Here is a 19980-nt window from a genome sequence, read left to right as displayed (position 1 = left end):
GTTTTTTGACTAGCAATAAAAACTATAAATCATGCTTTTTATTATTTTCATCCTGCTTTTCAGCTTCTAAAATTAAATCTTGGTCAAATAATGATGCATCAATAACATACGATTCACCTTTTAATGTTGCCTGCAATGCTTTTTGATATTCCAAATCCGCTTGCATTAACTTATCACGATCCAAACGAGGATTAATGGAAAATACAATAAAAATTAGTAATATCGGAATAATAGCAATACCAGCACCCACAATTTTTAAAACCCGATAACCTTGAAAACTAGAACTACTTCAAATTTCCTCTAAGACACTATCAACATTATGAACTTGATCAAAAGCATTTTTAAAAAACTGAACAAACGAATTATAAGATAAAAATCCAAACACACCATAAATAGAATTAAAAAGAATAGCAATAATGGCAAATATTAATATCATTGGTTGCATTCGATATTTATCTCTTAAAAATTGTGGTTTTTTAAAGAAAGAATAAGTTAACATTGCATAAGTTAAAATTTCTAAAATTATACTTCACATTGACAAATTTCAAGCAATAGACGCTGGCCGAAAATTAAAACTTTTTGGCTCAACTAAATTATCTTTTAAAATAACATCAGTTAACTTAATTTCAGCAACAAAACCATAAACATTAACACCAATAACAATAGCCAACAAAAACATAAAAACATAACTTAAAACCCTTTTAAAAAACGGCATTGCTTTAGGTTTACCAGTATATGGATAAAAACCTTGATTATTTGCCGGATGAGTTGGCAATTTTAAACCTTGCAAATTAAGTTGTAAATTTTGCAAATTAATTAACTGTTCATTAACTTTTTTTTGCGAATCAGCCTCAGTTGCTTTTTCGCCACTATCTTTTAAAATTTGAGAATTATTATTAGAAATTTGTTCAGAATTATTATTCTGACTAGTTACTAAAACATTATCGTTTTTTAATAATTGCTTTTGTAAATTTGAATCAATATTTGATAATTCTTTAACAATATCAAGAGAAATCACTGTTGGTGTAACCAATTCTTGTTTTGATATTTGAAAAATATTAAGAATATAAGTTTGTAAAAAATTATAATCATTCTCAATAGTTTCTAAGGTTAAATTATCATCTTTAACAATTTTTATTTCTTCATCTCTTAAATCAGCTAATACTTGCACAAAACTTCTCGCATAGCGTTGCCCTTCATAATTAGCGTGATGCTCTTGTTCTAAAAATAAAAGACTATTAACTAATCGTAAAAAATAAGTATAAAATTCATCATCCTTAATCACTTTAAGTTTCAATTTAGAACTTTGTAAAATATTAACTAATAAATTAACAATATTTTCATAAGTATTTTTGCTATTATTCATTAATAAACTCACCCTCTTACAATTGCAATAAAAACATCTCAAAGCCAATATTTTTATTAACATGACTTCTTTTTATATTATAATCTAAATTACTTAAACTACCTAATAAATAATGAATTTGTTGATCATCAATTTTTAAAAGATACTTTCAAAGAATTTTTAACCGAAAAGGATTAATAGTCATTTTTTGACAAATAGTATTAAAATCATAATTCCTTTGTTGATAAATTTTAATATCACGAATCGTCCTCAGTTGATTAGCTAACAAACCAATAATTGCCAAAACATCTTGATTACTATTTTTAAAATCATAGTATCGTTGCCATATTTGTGAAATATCACGAACAATAAAAGCATTAGCTAAATCAAAAATATTACTATCTAAATAACGACTAACCAAAACATCAACATCTTCCAATATTAATGAATTACTATAATTAACCAGTTTATTTAATTCATTAGCAATAATTTGCAAACTATTAGGTAATCTTTCTAATAATAAATTTAAACCCTCATTAGTAATTTCAGTATTATGCTTAACAAAATAATTTTGAACAAACATTTTTAACTGACTATCATTTAATTCTTTAACAACTAAAACTTTACCTGTTTTTTCAATAACTTTAATAATTTTTTTTCGTTGATCAATATTAGAGCTGTTAACAACAAAAAATATCTCAGTAAATGGTGCGGGATTTTCACAATATTTAAGTAAATTTTTAAATTGTAAACTACTTAATTGATGCTCACGAGAAGAAGTTAAAAACCAACAATCTTCAATAATAACAATTTGTTTATTGTTAAATAATGGTGGCATTGAAATAACTTGTAGTATTTCATCAATATTAGTATTTATCATACTATACTTTAAAATATTCATTTGTTGATCTTTATTAATAACATTAATTACTTTTTGAATTTGTTTATTAATAAGAAATTTATCACTACCGTAAATTAGAAACATTTTATTCACCTTTTAGAATTATATAATAGACTTGGTACATAACCTTTAATTTTATCTACTATTTTGATAATTATTTTTTAGATGAAATACAAATGTTAGATAAATACAAAGATAAAAATGAATTTTATAGTTTAGTCGGCATAAAATGTTATAGTTATGTACCAAGTCTAATATTATTTTATTAATGTTGATATAAAATGTTGATAATTTTTCACATTATAAATTAGACTTGGTACATAACTATAACTAGCTTAATTCAAAATTATATATTCCTGAAATTAAGTTAAATCGTAATCCAAATCTTCTAATCTTATTGCGATAACGATAAACTAGTATTTTAAATCTTTTTAATCTAGCAAAAACATGTTCAATGGCAATTCTAACTTTACTTAAAAAGCTATTATATTCCTTTTTATCTGGATTTAAGGGATTATTTTTACTCTTTTTAATTGGCAATAATGTATTTTTATGAACATTTTGCAAACCTTGATAGCCTGAATCGGCAATTAATTCTAATTTTGGATTTATAAGTGTATTTGATTTTAAAAATAACTTATAATCATGAATACTGCCATAACAAAAATCTACTGAAATAATTTTATTGTTAAATAAATCAATAATTATTTGTGATTTTAATGAATGTTGCCTTTTCTTACCAGAAAATAATAATTTTAGTTTTTTTTAATTCTTTCAATTGGAATTTCTGTAGCATCAATTGCTAATAAATTATTATTAGTAACTTTATGTTCCAATAATATCTTTTTGCCAGGTATATGAAAGTGACTATTTTTTATTAGAGTATTTTCAACTCAAAAGATATTACGAATACAACTAACATGACTAATATTATATTTTTTTGCAATAATACGATATGTACTATATTCTTTTCAGTATTCTAAAGTCATAAGTAATCTTTGCTCTATTGATAATTTATTTGGTCTACCACCAATTTGTTTTTGTTTAGCTTTAGCTTCTTTTAAAATTTCTACCATTTTCATGAAAGTTTTATATTTTATGCCTATTAGACTATAAAATTCATTTTCGTCTTTGTATTTATCTAACATTTGTACTTCACCTAGTAAATAATATTATCAAAATAGTAGATAAAATTAAAGGTTATGTACCAAGTCTATTATTGTTTGATTATTATTTGTTGTATAAATATTATCACAGTTTTGTTCCAATCGTTGCATTACTAGTGGATGGGGCAAATTGCGATTATTAGTTTTTTTAGTAGAAATAATACAAGTTTCAGGATTAATAATTTTTAAAAATTCATCACTTGTTGAACTATTACTCCCATGATGTGCAACTTGAAACAAATTAATTTTTTGTGGCAAAATATAATTTAATAATTTTTTCTCACCACTTTTTTCTAAATCACCTGTAAGCAAAAATTTATGGCGCTGATACTCCCAAAACAAGACTAACGAGCGATTATTTTCATCTTGCTCTTTAATTTGTTCATAATAATTAAAAGCTCAATTATCAAATTTAAATCCATTAATATTATATGTTTTTTGCATTAATTTATTAGTATATGCCAAATTGTAAAGTTAAGTGCAACTAAATTATTTTTCTAACCAAATATTCGATTGGCGAAAGATAATTTAGTATTTTTCTTGGTCTTTGGTTTAAAGACAATATAAATTTATGAACTGCATTTTTAGTAGTGTTTGAAAAATTAAATTTTTTAGGAAATTTTTCTCTAATTAAACCATTAGTATTTTCATTAGTACCTCTTTGTCAAGGTGAGTATGCATCAGCAAAATAAATTTTCACATTTAAATTTTTTTCAAGTTGTTGTCAATTAGCAAATTCTTTACCCCTATCAAATGTTATAGTCTTAACAAGATTATTTGGAAGAATTGATAAATAATGACTAATATTTTTGTTAATAACTTTAGTAGTTCTATTTTCAACTAATATTGCTAAAGTAAATCTTGATGTTCTTTCAACTAAAGTTATTAAACATGATTTACTTTTACCTCGTGATGATACTACAGTATCACCTTCTCAATGGCCAAGAGTTATGCGATTATTAACATTTCGTTCTTTAATGGATTTACCATTAAATTTACCCCGATTTTCTTGAGATTTTCGTTTCTTACCTTTTCTTCTTAAATTTTTACTAGTAACCTTTTCAAGTAATCCAGAATAAATTCAATTGTAAATTGTTTTAAAACTAATAATTCATTCTTGATGAAAATTTTTAATTCTGCCATAAATTTGTTCAGGCGATCAACCTAATAATAATTTTTGTTGTACATATTTTACTAATTCTCTATTTTTAAATTTATGAAAATAAACATGTAATTGTTTTCTATTTTCTGCTTTATTTTGTGCAATTAATGAAAAATAATGATTATTATCTTTATTTCTATTAACTTCTCGATTAATAGTACTAATACTTCGATTAAGATTTTTAGCTATTTCACTAATTTTTACTTTAAATTTCAATTGATTCTCAATATAAATTCTTTCATCTATGCCAAGATGTTTGTATCCCATATAAAAACTCCTTAAATTTACTTTTTCTAAAATAAACTTAGCATCATGAAATTTTTATATGAAATCTTTTGCAATTTTATTTACTTGCACTTACAAGTATAATTCAGCTAATATTAAATATTTTGTTTTATTAATTATTTTTCAAGTAAAAAGGTAATAAATTTTTAGTTGCTTTTCTTTCAAAATTATTCAAATCTTTACCCACCTAACAAAACTTTATGCGCCCTAATAAAATTATTTGATATAATAAATAATAATAAATGTTAAAATAAGATAAAAGTTAAGAGGTGGCTTTAATGATTAAAATTAAGTTAAATGATTTACCAAGTAAATATGGTACTATTAAGCAAATTTTAGTTGAACAAGGGAGTCATGTTAAAGCCTTTCAAAATATTTTGCTTGTTGACTGTGAGGGTCAAGAGATTCCCGTTAGTACTTTATTTGATGGTGATATTGAAAAATTATTTGTTGCTGAGGGTGATAGTGTTAAACGCGGTGATGTTGTTGTTAAAATGAAGATTATGTTGAAAGAAATTGTCTCTGAAAAATCAGTAAAACCAATAAAATCGTCATCAAAAAAGCTGTTTTCTAATTGAGAAGAACTAGAAGAACTAGAAGAACTAGAAGAACGAGAGCAAGAATTAAAATTTAATTTATCAGAAAATCAATCACATTTAGAAAATGGTTTTACAGCAGAATTTGAAAAAAAAGTTATTAATGAAAAATTATCGCCAACGCCAACGCCAAAACCTAAATCGTTAAATCAAGTAATTGAAAAAAAACAAAGTATTATTAATTCTAATAGTGTTATTAGTGATATGCAAGAAAAAAATGAATCTGGTATTTCTAAATTTCGTCAAAGAATTTTAAATAAATTAAGTGATATTCAAGAAAAAACTCCATTGCCTGAAAATAATTTAAGTTCAAAAACAACTTCAGAAGAGTTAATAAAGAAAAATGAAAAACCGTTATCATTTCGGGAAATAATTATGAAGCGAATGAATAATTTGCAAGAACAAGTTGCTACAGTTAAAGAAAGTAAAACGCAATCAAGTGATGCAAATGCTTCTTTTGTTGATAATGCTCGGAATACTATTTATAAAAAAATTGATTTAATTCAAAAAGGTAAAATTAATAACGATAGTAATATTGAAGAAATTAATAAAATAATTTCTGAAGAAGTAGATGATAAACTAGAAACTAATGAAATTAAAGAAACTATTAAAAGTCAATATCAACCATTAGGGTATCAAGAAAAGAATACTGAGCAAGACAAAGTTGCTGTTTCTCAGTCAGAAGTAAATTTAAAAGAATTAATTGATGAAGTAACTGATGAAAATATAAATACTCAACAAAGTAATCAACAAAGTAATCAACAAAGTAATCAAGGAATAAATAATATGTTGGAAAATTTAGGTCATCAATATGTACCTAGTTATTTTCAGCAACCAGTATTTATTCCACCAAAATATGTTCCAATTGTTAATCCACAATTAATGGCTTTTTATCATACTGATATGCAACAATCTTTTAATTCATTATCTCAAGAACAGTTAGAAAAGATTGCTAAACAAAATTTAATTACCCCATTAGAAAATAATTTAAGGAATGAAAATTTAACTAATGATAATGGTGTTAATATTGAAATTAATCATTCTGCTGAACAAAAGAGTGGTCATTTAGAAACTAGAAAAATGCTTTCAAAAGCAAGAAATAGTGCTGTGGAAGCGTTGATATTAAGTAATAAATATGTTCCACATTTAACATTAAATTGTGAAGTTGATATGAATAATGTTATTGCTCTTTGTGAAAGGATGTCTTTGCATAGTAATAATAGTAAGACACGGTTGAATTCAATGGTATTTATAATTAAAGCAATATCTTTAAGTTTAGAAGAATATCCAAAACTTAATGCTAGCTATGATGCTGATACTAATGAATTAGTTATTAAGAGATATCATAATATTGCTATTGCTCGACAATATGCTGATGGTTTACAAACTCCAGTTATTAGATTAGTTGATAAGTTATCAATAGCACAGTTAGCAACTGATATGGAGCAATCTGATCAAAGGATTCGGGCAAGGAAAACAAATGACCTTGAATTTGTTGGTAGTACCATTACTATTACTAATTTTGGAATGGTTGGTGCAAATTCAGGTATTTCACCAATTTTTTATCCTAATGTTGCGGTTATGGGGATTGGTAAGATTTTAAGAAAACCTGTTGTTTATGGTCAAAGTGTGACTATTAGGCATATGATGAATATAACATTAACAGTTGATCAACGAGCTATTGATATTTATGATGCGGGACAATTTTTAGAAACTTTAAAAAATAATTTAGAAAAACCATATATTTTATCACTAAGTTAATCTTAGCGATTTTTTTTAGGACGCATAAAGTTTTGTTAGGTAGGAAAAGATTTGAATAAGTATTAAGACAGTCAGCAATGATTGTCTTTTTATTTTATAAGATGTTAAAAATTTGTTCTTTGAAAATTAAATACAAGTGAATTAATAATGTTGGTATGTATTAAAACACGATAAATTGTGGGTGGTCGCCATAACCAAAAGAAGTTTACCAGTTAATAGATAACATCCTATTAGCTATAGCAATTTGTTTCGTTTTGCAATAAAAAAATGAATGGGTGGATTTCCTAAAAATATACACGCTATTAAATTAGTTCCAAGGGTAGGATGCGGATATTAAAGTGTAGAAATTTCTATATAGGGATATACTAAGTTTAAAATTATTAAAATCTTTATCTAATTAAAAAAACAAAATTTACTAACAAAGCTTGTTAAACACTTAAATCTGCGATATATAAGTGTTTAAAAAACTAAGTTAACTAACTTAGTTAATATAACTTAGTTTATTCATAAGAAAGGTAATTTATTATGAAAAACATTGAAAACATTTTCTTAAATACTAAAAAATATCTTTTAAAAGAAACACAAAACGCAATTCTTATTAAAGCACCAGAAATTCCGTGATTTAATGGACAAATCGGTATTTGGTTTCCAAAGCGATTTGTTTATAAAGGAAAATACGAAAATTCAATTTGCATTGGAATAATAAAAGATAGTAAATATCAAGTAATTTCAATTAATCAAAAAGAAAAAGAAACCAAATTAATTAAGGGACAAGAATTATTAGGTTTTTTCATTGCCGAAAAAGCAAACAACAAAAAAGATATAAATTATAACTATTTTAAAGGAGTTTAAAAATGAATATTGCGATTGGAATAATATTTATTATCATTTGCATAATGCTATTGGCATATTTTGCTTATAAAATTTATGCCAAAATAAAAATTAGAATTAAATATAAAAATTCCATTAAAAATAATACTGGTAATTTCACAAAAGACGAAAAAGTGTTTATTGCTCGCTTTGAAGAATGAGTTAAAGCCCCTAATTCAAAAGAAAATAACGCGGATAAAAAATAATGTTTTGAGAAATTATTATGGAGTTCTTAAAACTGTTTGTTCCAATAGAAAAAATGCCTGCACAAGTTGCGTTTATTGCCGGATTAATTATTATCATTACTTTTCTTTTCGCCTTAATTTCAATTATGTATTTACCAATAAAAATGATTTTTGGGAGATAAAAAAATGACAGTAAATTTAAAAGAATTTAATTGAGAACAAATTAAACAAACTTTCTGAGATTTATTTATTCAAATTACAACTATTCCGGCTCATATTACTGGTGGTAAAGAAATTAATTTAACTGAAGAACCACTTTGACTTTTAACAACCAACATCGCTTTTTGATTACTAACAGCGATTATAGTCTGATTTATTCTAATGCTACTTTGGAAAACCATGTCAGTATTTAGATAGAGACAAAAGTAATGTCAAGAAGCTACATTGTGATGCATTCACAAAGAAATTCAAAATTAATTAGAAAAAAATACAATCGTGTTAAGGTTAATCGTGGTTTTAACAAATTTAAGAAAAACTTTGAATATAAATGATGAATGTTTTAAAAAGAAAGGGGGTGATTATATGATTGGAACTTTCTTAACAGAAGCACCAGCAGTAACAAAGATAACAGCTAGTGACGCGATGACTAAATTATGGAATGCGATTATAACAGCGTTTACTAAAATGTGGGAAATTATTGCTGTTAATATGCCACAAGTCGGTAATTTCTTTGCTGACTACTGAATATTCATTTTTCCATTTATTTTGGCAATATTCTTTATTTGCTTTAAAATGTTTGAAAAATTACTTGGAGCAGTACGCTAACAAAAAAATAAAGTGAGGTGCAAGATGAAATTTTGCAAATGAATAATAGAAAAAAATAACCATTTTATTGAATTAAATCGCACCTCATTTTTAATTTTATGACGCTGAATTATACTTGTAAGTGCAAGTAAATAAAATTGCAAAAGATTTCATATAAAAATTTCATGATGCTAAGTTTATTTTAGAAAAAGTAAATTTAAGGAGTTTTTATATGGGATACAAACATCTTGGCATAGATGAAAGAATTTATATTGAGAATCAATTGAAATTTAAAGTAAAAATTAGTGAAATAGCTAAAAATCTTAATCGAAGTATTAGTACTATTAATCGAGAAGTTAATAGAAATAAAGATAATAATCATTATTTTTCATTAGACTTGGTACATAACTATAACATTTTATGCCGACTAAACTATAAAATTCATTTTTATCTTTGTATTTATCTAACATTTGTATTTCATCTAAAAAATAATTATCAAAATAGTAGATAAAATTAAAGGTTATGTACCAAGTCTATTGAGTTCCCATTTTTAATTTCTTTGATGATAATTTTAAATATATGAGTGAAATGTCAATTGAATTAAATGGTTTTAAACAAAATAGTAAATTTACTTTAATTCGTAGTTTTGAACCTGAAAACTCATTAGACTTGGTACATAACTATAACATTTTATGCCGACTAAACTATAAAATTCATTTTTATCTTTGTATTTATCTAACATTTGTATTTCATCTAAAAAATAATTATCAAAATAGTAGATAAAATTAAAGGTTATGTACCAAGTCTATTAATTGCACAAAATAAAGCAGAAAATAGAAAACAATTACATGTTTATTTTCATAAATTTAAAAATAGAGAATTAGTAAAATATGTACAACAAAAATTATTATTAGGTTGATCGCCTGAACAAATTTATGGCAGAATTAAAAATTTTCATCAAGAATGAATTATTAGTTTTAAAACAATTTACAATTGAATTTATTCTGGATTACTTGAAAAGGTTACTAGTAAAAATTTAAGAAGAAAAGGTAAGAAACGAAAATCTCAAGAAAATCGGGGTAAATTTAATGGTAAATCCATTAAAGAACGAAATGTTAATAATCGCATAACTCTTGGCCATTGAGAAGGTGATACTGTAGTATCATCACGAGGTAAAAGTAAATCATGTTTAATAACTTTAGTTGAAAGAACATCAAGATTTACTTTAGCAATATTAGTTGAAAATAGAACTACTAAAGTTATTAACAAAAATATTAGTCATTATTTATCAATTCTTCCAAATAATCTTGTTAAGACTATAACATTTGATAGGGGTAAAGAATTTGCTAATTGACAACAACTTGAAAAAAATTTAAATGTGAAAATTTATTTTGCTGATGCATATTCACCTTGACAAAGAGGTACTAATGAAAATACTAATGGTTTAATTAGAGAAAAATTTCCTAAAAAATTTAATTTTTCAAACACTACTAAAAATGCAGTTCATAAATTTATATTGTCTTTAAACCAAAGACCAAGAAAAATACTAAATTATCTTTCGCCAATCGAATATTTGGTTAGAAAAATAATTTAGTTGCACTTAACTTTACAATTTGGCTTATATATCATTAAATAAGAATTTATATTATTTTTTCAGCATATTAAATACTAGTTCTAAAAACATTTATCATTAAAGAAGAAAAATAAGCTAACTAAACTTTATTAAAATTACTATCAAGAAAGGTAATTTATTATGTTAGAAATTAATAATAATGTAAAAACCCCGGAAAATAAGCATTGATTAAACTTATTTACAACCCATAAAAATATGTACACCAATAAATGCGAACAACTAGCTAATGAATACAAAAAATTAGATGAATACTTATATAAATATCATTATCGCTTAAAACAAGGTTATAAAGTAGTTCATTTTGCATCAAGAACAATTATTACAATTTTTGGTGATGTTAATTTTAAACGACGCCGATATAAATATTGAAATAAAAAATCAGGTAAATTTGAATATGTATGTTTGTTAGACAAAGAAATTGGTCTATTACCCAAACAACGCATTTATTTTGATGTCCAATTTAAAGTTTTAAGTCTTCTGGGTGATGGTAAGCGGTATCGCGATGTTTTAGACGCTCTAAATCATTGTTATATTTCAAAAGCTAGTATTTCAAATATTTTAAATAAATACGATATTGCCGAATATTTTCAACTAGCAGAAAAAGAAACTAAAAATAGAATTGATGTCAAAAGTAAGGATTTATATATTCAACTAGATGAGACATTTTTAGCGACATTAGACCATAAAGTTAAACAAGACCAAAGAATTCGTTTAGTTACTTTTCACACTGGACATAAAGAAAAAAACGACAAAAATGCTCGTAGAGAATTAGAAAACAAACGAGGTCATTTTCTAATGTTAAAAGTTGGTAAACGAATAAATACGATGGATTATCGTGACTTATTAATTAGAGAATTACAAAAACATTATGTGAATATTAATTATGACAAAATAATTGTTTGTGGCGATGGCGCTACTTGAATTAGAGAAATTGCCAATAGTTTTGGTAATGTTAGATATATTTTAGATGGGTATCACGCTATTAAAAAATTAAAACAAACGGCATTTAATATTATTTTTGAAAATCGCAAAGTAACACTAAATAGTTGAATTGAATTATATAAAAATGGTAATCATCAAGAATTAATCAAAAACATTCGCAATGGTGCTAAAAATGAATTAAATAAAGACATTAAAAAAAATTTAAGGAGGGCGAGTAATTATTTCGAAAACAACAAGCATGGTATTCATCATCAAAATTTAGAATGAAATATCGGTTGTAGCATTGAAAGTGATGTATCACATTTGGTAAAACAACAATTAGGATATGGGGCGAAAATATATAATCATAAAAATTTAAATAATCTATTACATTTAAGAATGGCAAATTTAAACAAATTAAATGTATTACATTACATTAATGAAAATATTAATTCAGAAATAGAAATCAGAAAAGAAATATATAAAAATTCATTATGAAATAAATATAATAATAAAAATGATGATAGTTGAATTAACTATAAAGGTAATGCTGTAACAAATAAATATAATAGATTTAAGTAAGTAAAAATATTAATTAAAATTTAATAAAATAAGGGCGCATAAAGTTTTGTTAGGTGGGTAAAGATTTGAATAATTTTGAAAGAAAAGCAACTAAAAATTTATTACCTTTTTACTTGAAAAATAATTAATAAAACAAAATATTTAATATTAACAAACATATTCTTAATAAAAGGTTATAAAAACTAAGTAAAATGCTTATAAAAACAACATTAAAATAATTTTTTACAACAAAAATCATACATAAGAAATATATACTTAATTTGCATATTAGACTTGGTACATAACTATAACTAGCTTAATTCAAAATTATATATTCCTGAAATTAAGTTAAATCGTAATCCAAATCTTCTAATCTTATTGCGATAACGATAAACTAGTATTTTAAATCTTTTTAATCTAGCAAAAACATGTTCAATGGCAATTCTAACTTTACTTAAAAAGCTATTATATTCCTTTTTATCTGGATTTAAGGGATTATTTTTACTCTTTTTAATTGGCAATAATGTATTTTTATGAACATTTTGCAAACCTTGATAGCCTGAATCGGCAATTAATTCTAATTTTGGATTTATAAGTGTATTTGATTTTAAAAATAACTTATAATCATGAATACTGCCATAACAAAAATCTACTGAAATAATTTTATTGTTAAATAAATCAATAATTATTTGTGATTTTAATGAATGTTGCCTTTTCTTACCAGAAAATAATAATTTTAGTTTTTTTTAATTCTTTCAATTGGAATTTCTGTAGCATCAATTGCTAATAAATTATTATTAGTAACTTTATGTTCCAATAATATCTTTTTGCCAGGTATATGAAAGTGACTATTTTTTATTAGAGTATTTTCAACTCAAAAGATATTACGAATACAACTAACATGACTAATATTATATTTTTTTGCAATAATACGATATGTACTATATTCTTTTCAGTATTCTAAAGTCATAAGTAATCTTTGCTCTATTGATAATTTATTTGGTCTACCACCAATTTGTTTTTGTTTAGCTTTAGCTTCTTTTAAAATTTCTACCATTTTCATGAAAGTTTTATATTTTATGCCTATTAGACTATAAAATTCATTTTCGTCTTTGTATTTATCTAACATTTGTACTTCACCTAGTAAATAATATTATCAAAATAGTAGATAAAATTAAAGGTTATGTACCAAGTCTATTGGTGAAATAAAAAAAGTTAATAAAAATAGTGTTATAAAAAGATTAAGTGAAATTAATCACCCAATCTTATCAAGACAAGATTTTTTAGAGAATATTGAACTTGAAGAGATTACAACGAATTCAGCCATTGTTCATTTTAGAAATTGAGAACTTGCACCATTACCAAGAACGGGCGCATAAAGTTTTGTTAGGTGGGTAAAGATTTGAATAATTTTGAAAGAAAAGCAACTAAAAATTTATTACCTTTTTACTTGAAAAATAATTAATAAAACAAAATATTTAATATTAACAAACATATTCTTAATAAAAGGTTATAAAAACTAAGTAAAATGCTTATAAAAACAACATTAAAATAATTTTTTACAACAAAAATCATACATAAGAAATATATACTTAATTTGCATATTGAAATAATTTATAGTAAATGACTATTTTTTCTTTTTTAAAAAATACCTAAGAAAACTAAACGCGACCTATAATCACCCCCTTTCTAAACAAAATATGATTTAACCTTATAAAATAAAATAACCATAAATAAGACGATGAATACTAATACCATTCAAAACGCAATATTTGCCATTAAAAGTCAAAAGACTTGGTACATAACTATAACATTTTATGCCGACTAAACTATAAAATTCATTTTTATCTTTGTATTTATCTAACATTTGTATTTCATCTAAAAAATAATTATCAAAATAGTAGATAAAATTAAAGGTTATGTACCAAGTCTAATGTTTAATAGAGCATTAAATGCTAGTGGTTTAATGCGTGTTTTTAATATTTATTTTTTTTGACAACACCCTTTTGTTACTTCAGAGAATGGAACAGTTATTAATGGTGATATTCCTGCATTTCTTAGTAATGATTTAGTTGTTGGTGCCGGATTATTTCAAAGTGGGTTTTTCCCCATTATGATGTTTGGATTACCAGCTGCTGCCTTGGCGATCATTAAATGTGCTCATCCTGACCAAAGAAAAAAAGTTATGGCATTATTACTTGGAGCGGCGTCAGTTTCATTTTTAACGGGGATTACTGAACCGTTAGAATTTAGTTTTATTTATGCAGCCCCAATATTATTTTTTGTTCATATTGTCTTATCAGGGATTATTGCTGCAATTACTGTTGGTTTAGGAATTCGGATTGGTTTTGGGTTTTCTGCTGGTTTTATTGATTATGTTTTAAGTTTTTATCAATCAATGAAAATTGCTAAAATAACTTGGGAGTCTGGTATTGCCCAAGTGCTAGCAAATCCGGCTTGAATATTACCAATTGGTATTCTAAGCGGGGGCGCTTATTACTTTTCTTTTAATTATTTGATTAAGAAGTTTAATTATCAGACATTAGGTCGCGAGCAAACTGTTAGTGAAATAGAAAATTTGGATAATAGTTTACCACTGTCTTCTTATCAGTTATTAGCCAGAAAAATTTTGGATATTTTAGGTAAAGATAATATTATTAGTGTTGGTAATTGTGTCACAAGGGTGAGAATTGTTGTTAAAAATGTTGATGCTGGAAAAATTGAACAATTAAATAAAGTCAGATTTGAAGTAAGAGGGATTGCTAATAATAAACTTAATCCGAAAATGGTTTCAGACAAAGATTTACAACTGATTGTTAGCAATGATGCCCAATTTATTGTTGATGAATTAGAAAAATTGCTTCAGGCATCAAAAGAGTTGTTGGCAACTAATTTTTAAAAATAGAAAATAGTTTTTATTTTAGCCAAATTGTAAAGTTAAGTGCAACTAAATTATTTTTCTAACCAAATATTCGATTGGCGAAAGATAATTTAGTATTTTTCTTGGTCTTTGGTTTAAAGACAATATAAATTTATGAACTGCATTTTTAGTAGTGTTTGAAAAATTAAATTTTTTAGGAAATTTTTCTCTAATTAAACCATTAGTATTTTCATTAGTACCTCTTTGTCAAGGTGAATATGCATCAGCAAAATAAATTTTCACATTTAAATTTTTTTCAAGTTGTTGTCAATTAGCAAATTCTTTACCCCTATCAAATGTTATAGTCTTAACAAGATTATTTGGAAGAATTGATAAATAATGACTAATATTTTTGTTAATAACTTTAGTAGTTCTATTTTCAACTAATATTGCTAAAGTAAATCTTGATGTTCTTTCAACTAAAGTTATTAAACATGATTTACTTTTACCTCGTGATGATACTACAGTATCACCTTCTCAATGGCCAAGAGTTATGCGATTATTAACATTTCGTTCTTTAATGGATTTACCATTAAATTTACCCCGATTTTCTTGAGATTTTCGTTTCTTACCTTTTCTTCTTAAATTTTTACTAGTAACCTTTTCAAGTAATCCAGAATAAATTCAATTGTAAATTGTTTTAAAACTAATAATTCATTCTTGATGAAAATTTTTAATTCTGCCATAAATTTGTTCAGGCGATCAACCTAATAATAATTTTTGTTGTACATATTTTACTAATTCTCTATTTTTAAATTTATGAAAATAAACATGTAATTGTTTTCTATTTTCTGCTTTATTTTGTGCAATTAATGAAAAATAATGATTATTATCTTTATTTCTATTAACTTCTCGATTAATAGTACTAATACTTCGATTAAGATTTTTAGCTATTTCACTAATTTTTACTTTAAATTTCAATTGATTCTCAATATAAATTCTTTCATCTATGCCAAGATGTTTGTATCCCATATAAAAACTCCTTAAATTTACTTTTTCTAAAATAAACTTAGCATCATGAAATTTTTATATGAAATCTTTTGCAATTTTATTTACTTGCACTTACAAGTATAATTCAGCTTTAAAAGCATTAAAATAAGGTGACAGGGGATTATTGTTAGTGCTGTAAATAAAAAAGGTAGCGTTGCTACCTTTTTCTTTGTTAATTTTTTTTATTGTTTAACAACAATAATTCCTACGGAGTTAACACCGGCATGACTGACAAAGCAGTTAGGGAGGAATGCTTTTTTGATTTTAAGTTCAGGGTGGTTGGTTATAATTTTGTTAATAATTGTGGTGACCTTTTTATCACATTGTGATGTGAGAATTTCTAAGATATAATTTTCATTTTTAATAAATTCTTTAATTTTTGTGATTACACTTTCAATAGCGTTGTTTAAGGTTCTGGCAATTCCACTTTTTTCCGATATTTCGCCGAATTTAATAATGACTTTAACGCGGATTAAACTTATTAGGGAAGCAACAACAGATTTGGCACGACCACCTTTAGAAAGTCGCGAGATATCTTCAGGGATAATGTAAATTAAACTATTTTTTTTAACTTGGGTTACCATTTTATTAATATCATTAATGTTGCCCCCATTAGCTACAATTTCAGTAGCTTTGATTGCTAATGTACTATTAAATGTAGCAGCGCCGTTAGTATCAATAATATGAACGCGGTTTTTAAATTCACTTTCTTGTGATAACATATAGGCATTTTGGTATTGACCAGATAATCCTTTAGCAATCGGAATAAAGATAATTTCATCATTTCCTTCAGCTAGTAGTTTTCGCCATAAGCTCATTAGTTTCCCCGGTGATGATTGACTAGTTTTAGTATATTCACCATTTTTAACACGAGCATAAAAATTAGATTTTTTAATATCACTAGTGGTATCTTCAATTTCAGTTTTATCTTCAAAACTTATTAATAAAGGAATGATATTAATATTTTTTTCTTTTAGCGTTGTAAGGTCAAGGTTGCTAGATGAGTCAACAATAATAGCAATTTTCTTATTTGTGTTAGACATTTTTTTCTCCTTTACTTTATTCAATATACAAGTACAAATGTATTATATCCGGTGTGAGCAGCAATAACATTAGATATTAAACTCATATGTTTAATTGTAAATTTTTCTTTAGTAATGATTTTAATTACTTCTTCTTTTAATTCCGTATCACATAATGAATGCATAATTGTTAATTCGCCAGCACTGTCATAGCGTTTTTTGATTTCTTTTAAAACTTCTTTAATTGCTTTTTTAAATGTTCTGGTTTTATCAAATTTATCAATAAAACCATTAAATTCTAGGATTGGTTTAATTTTCAATAAATTAGCTAGGGTAGCAGCAGCACTGCTAATTCTACCACCACGAACCAATGTATCTAATTGATATGGAAGAATGAAGGCACAATATTTTGTTTTCTGTTCATCAATAAAACCTTGTAATTCATTAATAGGTCGTTCTTGTAAAAATAGTTTTGCGCGGTTAATCATTTCTTTATTAATGTCGCCAACTGCTTCGCTATCAATTATATAGACTTTGTTTTTATAAACATTATCTTGAGCTAGTAATATTGCACTTTGATATTGTCCTGATAGATGGGAAGAAATTGGAAAGAAAAGAATTTGTTCATATTCTTGTAGTAGTTCATCTCATTTTTCTTTTAAAATTCCTGGTGGCGTTTGACTGGTTTTAATTGGTTCAGTTTCTAAAATTTTATAAAATTTATCAATAGTAATTTCTTTGTTATTGTCAGCAATAGTTTTATTGTTAATATTTATCATTAAAGGAACAAATGCCATATTATGTTCTTTTGCCTGTTCTTCATCATAACCAGTTGCTGAGTCCATTAAGATAATGTATTGCTTCATTAATTTTACACCTCACAAAAATCTCTATTTTGTTTATTAATCAATTATAAACTTTGATATAATATTATTCAAGAAAAGAAATAGTAAAGGATAATTTGATGATAAGAATAGCAAAATTTGTAATCAAAAAAAGAAATTTTCTTAAAAACTATATTACAATATTTATTAAGTAGTAAAATTGATATATTAAAACTAATAATTATATAAGAGATTTGAGGCTATTTAAATGACAAAATTTAAATTTGATGTTCGTATTAAAGAAGGCTATTATAGTGCGATTTATTTTTTAAAAACCCAAAAAATTCTTAAAAAGTATTTTCCTAATAATATTGTTACGATGCAATTTTTTCAAAGACAAGATAATGTTATGCTTTGTGGTATTGATGAAATTGTGGCATTATTGAAAGAATTTGTAACGCCATTAGAAAAAATATCTGTTTATGCTTTAAATGATGGTGATATTATTAAAGCTAATATTCCGGTTTTAAAAATAACCGGTCCTTATCATTTATTTGGTTACTTAGAAGGAATTATTGATGGCATTTTAGCAAGAAGAAGTAGTGTTGCTACTAATTGTAATGAGATTTTAAAAGTTAGTAATGATAAACCAATCATCTTTATGTTTGATCGTAATGATGACTATCTTAATCAACAAGGTGATGGTTATGCTGCATATATTGCTGGTATTAAATCACAAGTTACGAGAGCACAAACTGAATGATGAAATAATCAAGAAATATTGGTTGGGACAATGCCCCACGCTTTAATTCATGGTTTTAATGGTGATATTATTAAATCTTTAGAAGCTTATAGTGAATTATTTCCTAATGATAAGTTAGTAGCATTAGTTGATTTTGATAATGATGTTATTAATACTAGTTTAAAAGTATGTCGTCATTTTCAAAATCGTCTTAGTGCTGTTCGGGTTGATACTAGCATTAGTTTAGTTGATAAATATTTTACTGTTAAAGAAAATCAAGAGAAATATTATAATGAAAATATTATGGGTATAAATCCAATTTTAATTAAGGCTTTAAGAAAAGCAATGGATGATGAAGGTTTTAATAATGTAAAAATTATTGTTAGTTCTGGATTTGATAAAGCGAAGATTAGTTGATTTGCTAGTGATAATACCCCCGTAGATTTTTATGGTGTGGGAGCAACTATTGGTAAGTTTGATATTCATTTTACTGGTGATTTAGTGCAATTAAATAATAAAAATTTTGCTAAAGTTGGTCGTGAAAATATTGAAAATGATAAGTTAGTACAAAAAATCTAATTTTGATTATGTTATAATTGATTATGTTATAATTTAAAAGAACGAATGCTTCTTTTAAAAGGAGGGTCATAATGAATACTAATGATTTTAAAATTAAATATGGATTAAATGGTCCATTATCAAAACTTTATGAAGAAAATAGTCATCAGCAAAAAATTGCAGAGTCAAAAATTGCTGAAAATCGTCGTAAACAAAGAAATTGAATGCAACAAAAGCAAGTATATGGTTATGAACCAACAGAGATTATTTCACCAATTACAGGTTCTAATGCTAATAAAGCAAATATTGCTAGTGATAAACCAAAAGATTTTTCATTAGTAAATAATATTTATAGTATTAGACCACAATCATTAGTTAGAACAACAAAGACTTATAGTTCAATTGAAGAATATGTTAATGAGCATGTTCAGCAAGAAATTATTAATCGTAAAATTCAAAAATATCAAGATTTTTCAATATATGTTGAAGGAAGAAATATGACAAGAAATGTTAATCCAATTCCAATTGATTTTATTAATCGAAAAAGTGATAACAGTGTTAATTTAGCAACTAATGATGCACATTATGATGATACTAGTTATATTCGGGCGCAAAGTTATGTTAATCGTTTTAATGATATTCATCAACGCGCTAGTAAATTTTATGATCAACAGCAAGTTACTGAAAAAAATCGGAGCATTGTTAATTTAATTGATGAAAAACAAAAATAAGAG

Annotated in this window: 25 protein-coding genes; 13 read left to right on the top strand and 12 right to left on the bottom strand. The window is 25.2% G+C overall.

What is annotated here, in order from left to right:
• Positions 1-22: 22 nt before the first annotated feature.
• The 6 genes from ACFEL5_RS04230 to ACFEL5_RS04205 all read right to left on the bottom strand — a co-directional run bounded on the left by ACFEL5_RS04230 (position 23) and on the right by ACFEL5_RS04205 (position 4841).
• Complete coding sequence (locus tag ACFEL5_RS04230) at positions 23-1366, bottom strand: hypothetical protein (protein WP_375315051.1); 1344 nt, start codon at positions 1364-1366, stop codon at positions 23-25.
• A 16-nt stretch (positions 1367-1382) separates the two neighbouring features.
• On the bottom strand, positions 1383-2330 hold the full coding sequence (gene holA / locus ACFEL5_RS04225; RefSeq protein ID WP_338968181.1) for a DNA polymerase III subunit delta: 948 nt from the start codon (positions 2328-2330) through the stop codon (positions 1383-1385).
• Positions 2331-2576: 246 nt separating this feature from the next.
• Positions 2577-2942, bottom strand: a complete 366-nt coding sequence (locus ACFEL5_RS04220) for a transposase family protein (protein WP_342224590.1) — start codon at positions 2940-2942, stop codon at positions 2577-2579.
• A 59-nt stretch (positions 2943-3001) separates the two neighbouring features.
• Positions 3002-3394, bottom strand: a complete 393-nt coding sequence (locus ACFEL5_RS04215) for a transposase family protein (RefSeq protein WP_375315019.1) — start codon at positions 3392-3394, stop codon at positions 3002-3004.
• 45 nt (positions 3395-3439) lie between these two features.
• Positions 3440-3877, bottom strand: a complete 438-nt coding sequence (locus ACFEL5_RS04210; protein ID WP_375315050.1) for a ComEC/Rec2 family competence protein — start codon at positions 3875-3877, stop codon at positions 3440-3442.
• Positions 3878-3896: 19 nt separating this feature from the next.
• Positions 3897-4841, bottom strand: a complete 945-nt coding sequence (locus ACFEL5_RS04205; RefSeq protein WP_338966716.1) for an IS30 family transposase — start codon at positions 4839-4841, stop codon at positions 3897-3899.
• 296 nt (positions 4842-5137) lie between these two features.
• Here ACFEL5_RS04205 and ACFEL5_RS04200 point away from each other — a divergent pair, with 296 nt between their 5' ends.
• The 10 genes from ACFEL5_RS04200 to ACFEL5_RS04155 all read left to right on the top strand — a co-directional run bounded on the left by ACFEL5_RS04200 (position 5138) and on the right by ACFEL5_RS04155 (position 12211).
• Positions 5138-7216, top strand: a complete 2079-nt coding sequence (locus ACFEL5_RS04200; RefSeq protein WP_375315049.1) for a 2-oxo acid dehydrogenase subunit E2 — start codon at positions 5138-5140, stop codon at positions 7214-7216.
• Positions 7217-7741: 525 nt separating this feature from the next.
• A complete protein-coding gene (locus ACFEL5_RS04195) occupies positions 7742-8068 on the top strand; it encodes a hypothetical protein (RefSeq protein ID WP_342263031.1) in 327 nt (108 codons plus the stop codon).
• A gap of 2 nt (positions 8069-8070) precedes the next feature.
• Positions 8071-8292 carry a hypothetical protein gene (locus tag ACFEL5_RS04190; RefSeq protein ID WP_375315048.1) on the top strand — a complete coding sequence of 74 codons (222 nt, stop codon included), beginning with the start codon at positions 8071-8073 and terminating at the stop codon, positions 8290-8292.
• A 17-nt stretch (positions 8293-8309) separates the two neighbouring features.
• Complete coding sequence (locus tag ACFEL5_RS04185; protein ID WP_375315047.1) at positions 8310-8453, top strand: hypothetical protein; 144 nt, start codon at positions 8310-8312, stop codon at positions 8451-8453.
• A 4-nt stretch (positions 8454-8457) separates the two neighbouring features.
• Complete coding sequence (locus ACFEL5_RS04180) at positions 8458-8688, top strand: hypothetical protein (RefSeq protein WP_375315046.1); 231 nt, start codon at positions 8458-8460, stop codon at positions 8686-8688.
• Between the two features lie 11 nt (positions 8689-8699).
• Positions 8700-8834: a hypothetical protein gene (locus ACFEL5_RS04175; protein ID WP_338968593.1), complete on the top strand. Its 135-nt coding sequence runs from the start codon at positions 8700-8702 to the stop codon at positions 8832-8834.
• A gap of 19 nt (positions 8835-8853) precedes the next feature.
• Positions 8854-9096, top strand: a complete 243-nt coding sequence (locus tag ACFEL5_RS04170) for a hypothetical protein (protein ID WP_338967559.1) — start codon at positions 8854-8856, stop codon at positions 9094-9096.
• A 211-nt stretch (positions 9097-9307) separates the two neighbouring features.
• A complete protein-coding gene (locus ACFEL5_RS04165; protein ID WP_375315045.1) occupies positions 9308-9586 on the top strand; it encodes a helix-turn-helix domain-containing protein in 279 nt (92 codons plus the stop codon).
• A 249-nt stretch (positions 9587-9835) separates the two neighbouring features.
• Entirely contained in the window at positions 9836-10669 is an 834-nt protein-coding gene (locus tag ACFEL5_RS04160; protein ID WP_375315768.1) for an IS30 family transposase, read from the top strand.
• Between the two features lie 159 nt (positions 10670-10828).
• On the top strand, positions 10829-12211 hold the full coding sequence (locus ACFEL5_RS04155) for an Mbov_0401 family ICE element transposase-like protein (RefSeq protein ID WP_375315044.1): 1383 nt from the start codon (positions 10829-10831) through the stop codon (positions 12209-12211).
• A gap of 290 nt (positions 12212-12501) precedes the next feature.
• Here ACFEL5_RS04155 and ACFEL5_RS04150 read toward each other — a convergent pair whose 3' ends face one another.
• From ACFEL5_RS04150 to ACFEL5_RS04140, 3 genes are all read right to left on the bottom strand, one after another.
• Positions 12502-12921: a transposase family protein gene (locus ACFEL5_RS04150; protein ID WP_375315760.1), complete on the bottom strand. Its 420-nt coding sequence runs from the start codon at positions 12919-12921 to the stop codon at positions 12502-12504.
• A 5-nt stretch (positions 12922-12926) separates the two neighbouring features.
• Positions 12927-13319, bottom strand: a complete 393-nt coding sequence (locus tag ACFEL5_RS04145; protein ID WP_375315019.1) for a transposase family protein — start codon at positions 13317-13319, stop codon at positions 12927-12929.
• Between the two features lie 582 nt (positions 13320-13901).
• Complete coding sequence (locus ACFEL5_RS04140) at positions 13902-14057, bottom strand: hypothetical protein (protein WP_375315043.1); 156 nt, start codon at positions 14055-14057, stop codon at positions 13902-13904.
• A 66-nt stretch (positions 14058-14123) separates the two neighbouring features.
• Between ACFEL5_RS04140 and ACFEL5_RS04135 the strand changes: the two genes are divergently transcribed.
• Positions 14124-15089: a PTS transporter subunit EIIC gene (locus tag ACFEL5_RS04135; protein ID WP_375315042.1), complete on the top strand. Its 966-nt coding sequence runs from the start codon at positions 14124-14126 to the stop codon at positions 15087-15089.
• Between the two features lie 48 nt (positions 15090-15137).
• Here the strand turns inward: ACFEL5_RS04135 and ACFEL5_RS04130 are convergent, their stop codons facing one another.
• The 3 genes from ACFEL5_RS04130 to ACFEL5_RS04120 all read right to left on the bottom strand — a co-directional run bounded on the left by ACFEL5_RS04130 (position 15138) and on the right by ACFEL5_RS04120 (position 17988).
• On the bottom strand, positions 15138-16082 hold the full coding sequence (locus ACFEL5_RS04130; RefSeq protein WP_338966716.1) for an IS30 family transposase: 945 nt from the start codon (positions 16080-16082) through the stop codon (positions 15138-15140).
• Positions 16083-16282: 200 nt separating this feature from the next.
• Positions 16283-17143, bottom strand: coding sequence for a DegV family protein (locus ACFEL5_RS04125; protein ID WP_342189598.1), 861 nt, complete (start codon positions 17141-17143; stop codon positions 16283-16285).
• 11 nt (positions 17144-17154) lie between these two features.
• Positions 17155-17988: a DegV family protein gene (locus ACFEL5_RS04120; RefSeq protein ID WP_375315041.1), complete on the bottom strand. Its 834-nt coding sequence runs from the start codon at positions 17986-17988 to the stop codon at positions 17155-17157.
• Between the two features lie 226 nt (positions 17989-18214).
• Here ACFEL5_RS04120 and ACFEL5_RS04115 point away from each other — a divergent pair, with 226 nt between their 5' ends.
• Positions 18215-19267: a nicotinate phosphoribosyltransferase gene (locus ACFEL5_RS04115; RefSeq protein WP_342189596.1), complete on the top strand. Its 1053-nt coding sequence runs from the start codon at positions 18215-18217 to the stop codon at positions 19265-19267.
• Between the two features lie 71 nt (positions 19268-19338).
• On the top strand, positions 19339-19977 hold the full coding sequence (locus ACFEL5_RS04110; protein ID WP_342189595.1) for a hypothetical protein: 639 nt from the start codon (positions 19339-19341) through the stop codon (positions 19975-19977).
• Positions 19978-19980: the final 3 nt, after the last annotated feature.

The organism is Spiroplasma endosymbiont of Tipula paludosa, assembly GCF_964264785.1.
Classification (GTDB): domain Bacteria; phylum Bacillota_I; class Bacilli_A; order Mycoplasmatales; family Nriv7; genus Nriv7.
The sequence above is the reverse complement of the archived record's forward strand: the minus strand, read 5'-3'. Positions and strand labels throughout refer to the sequence as shown.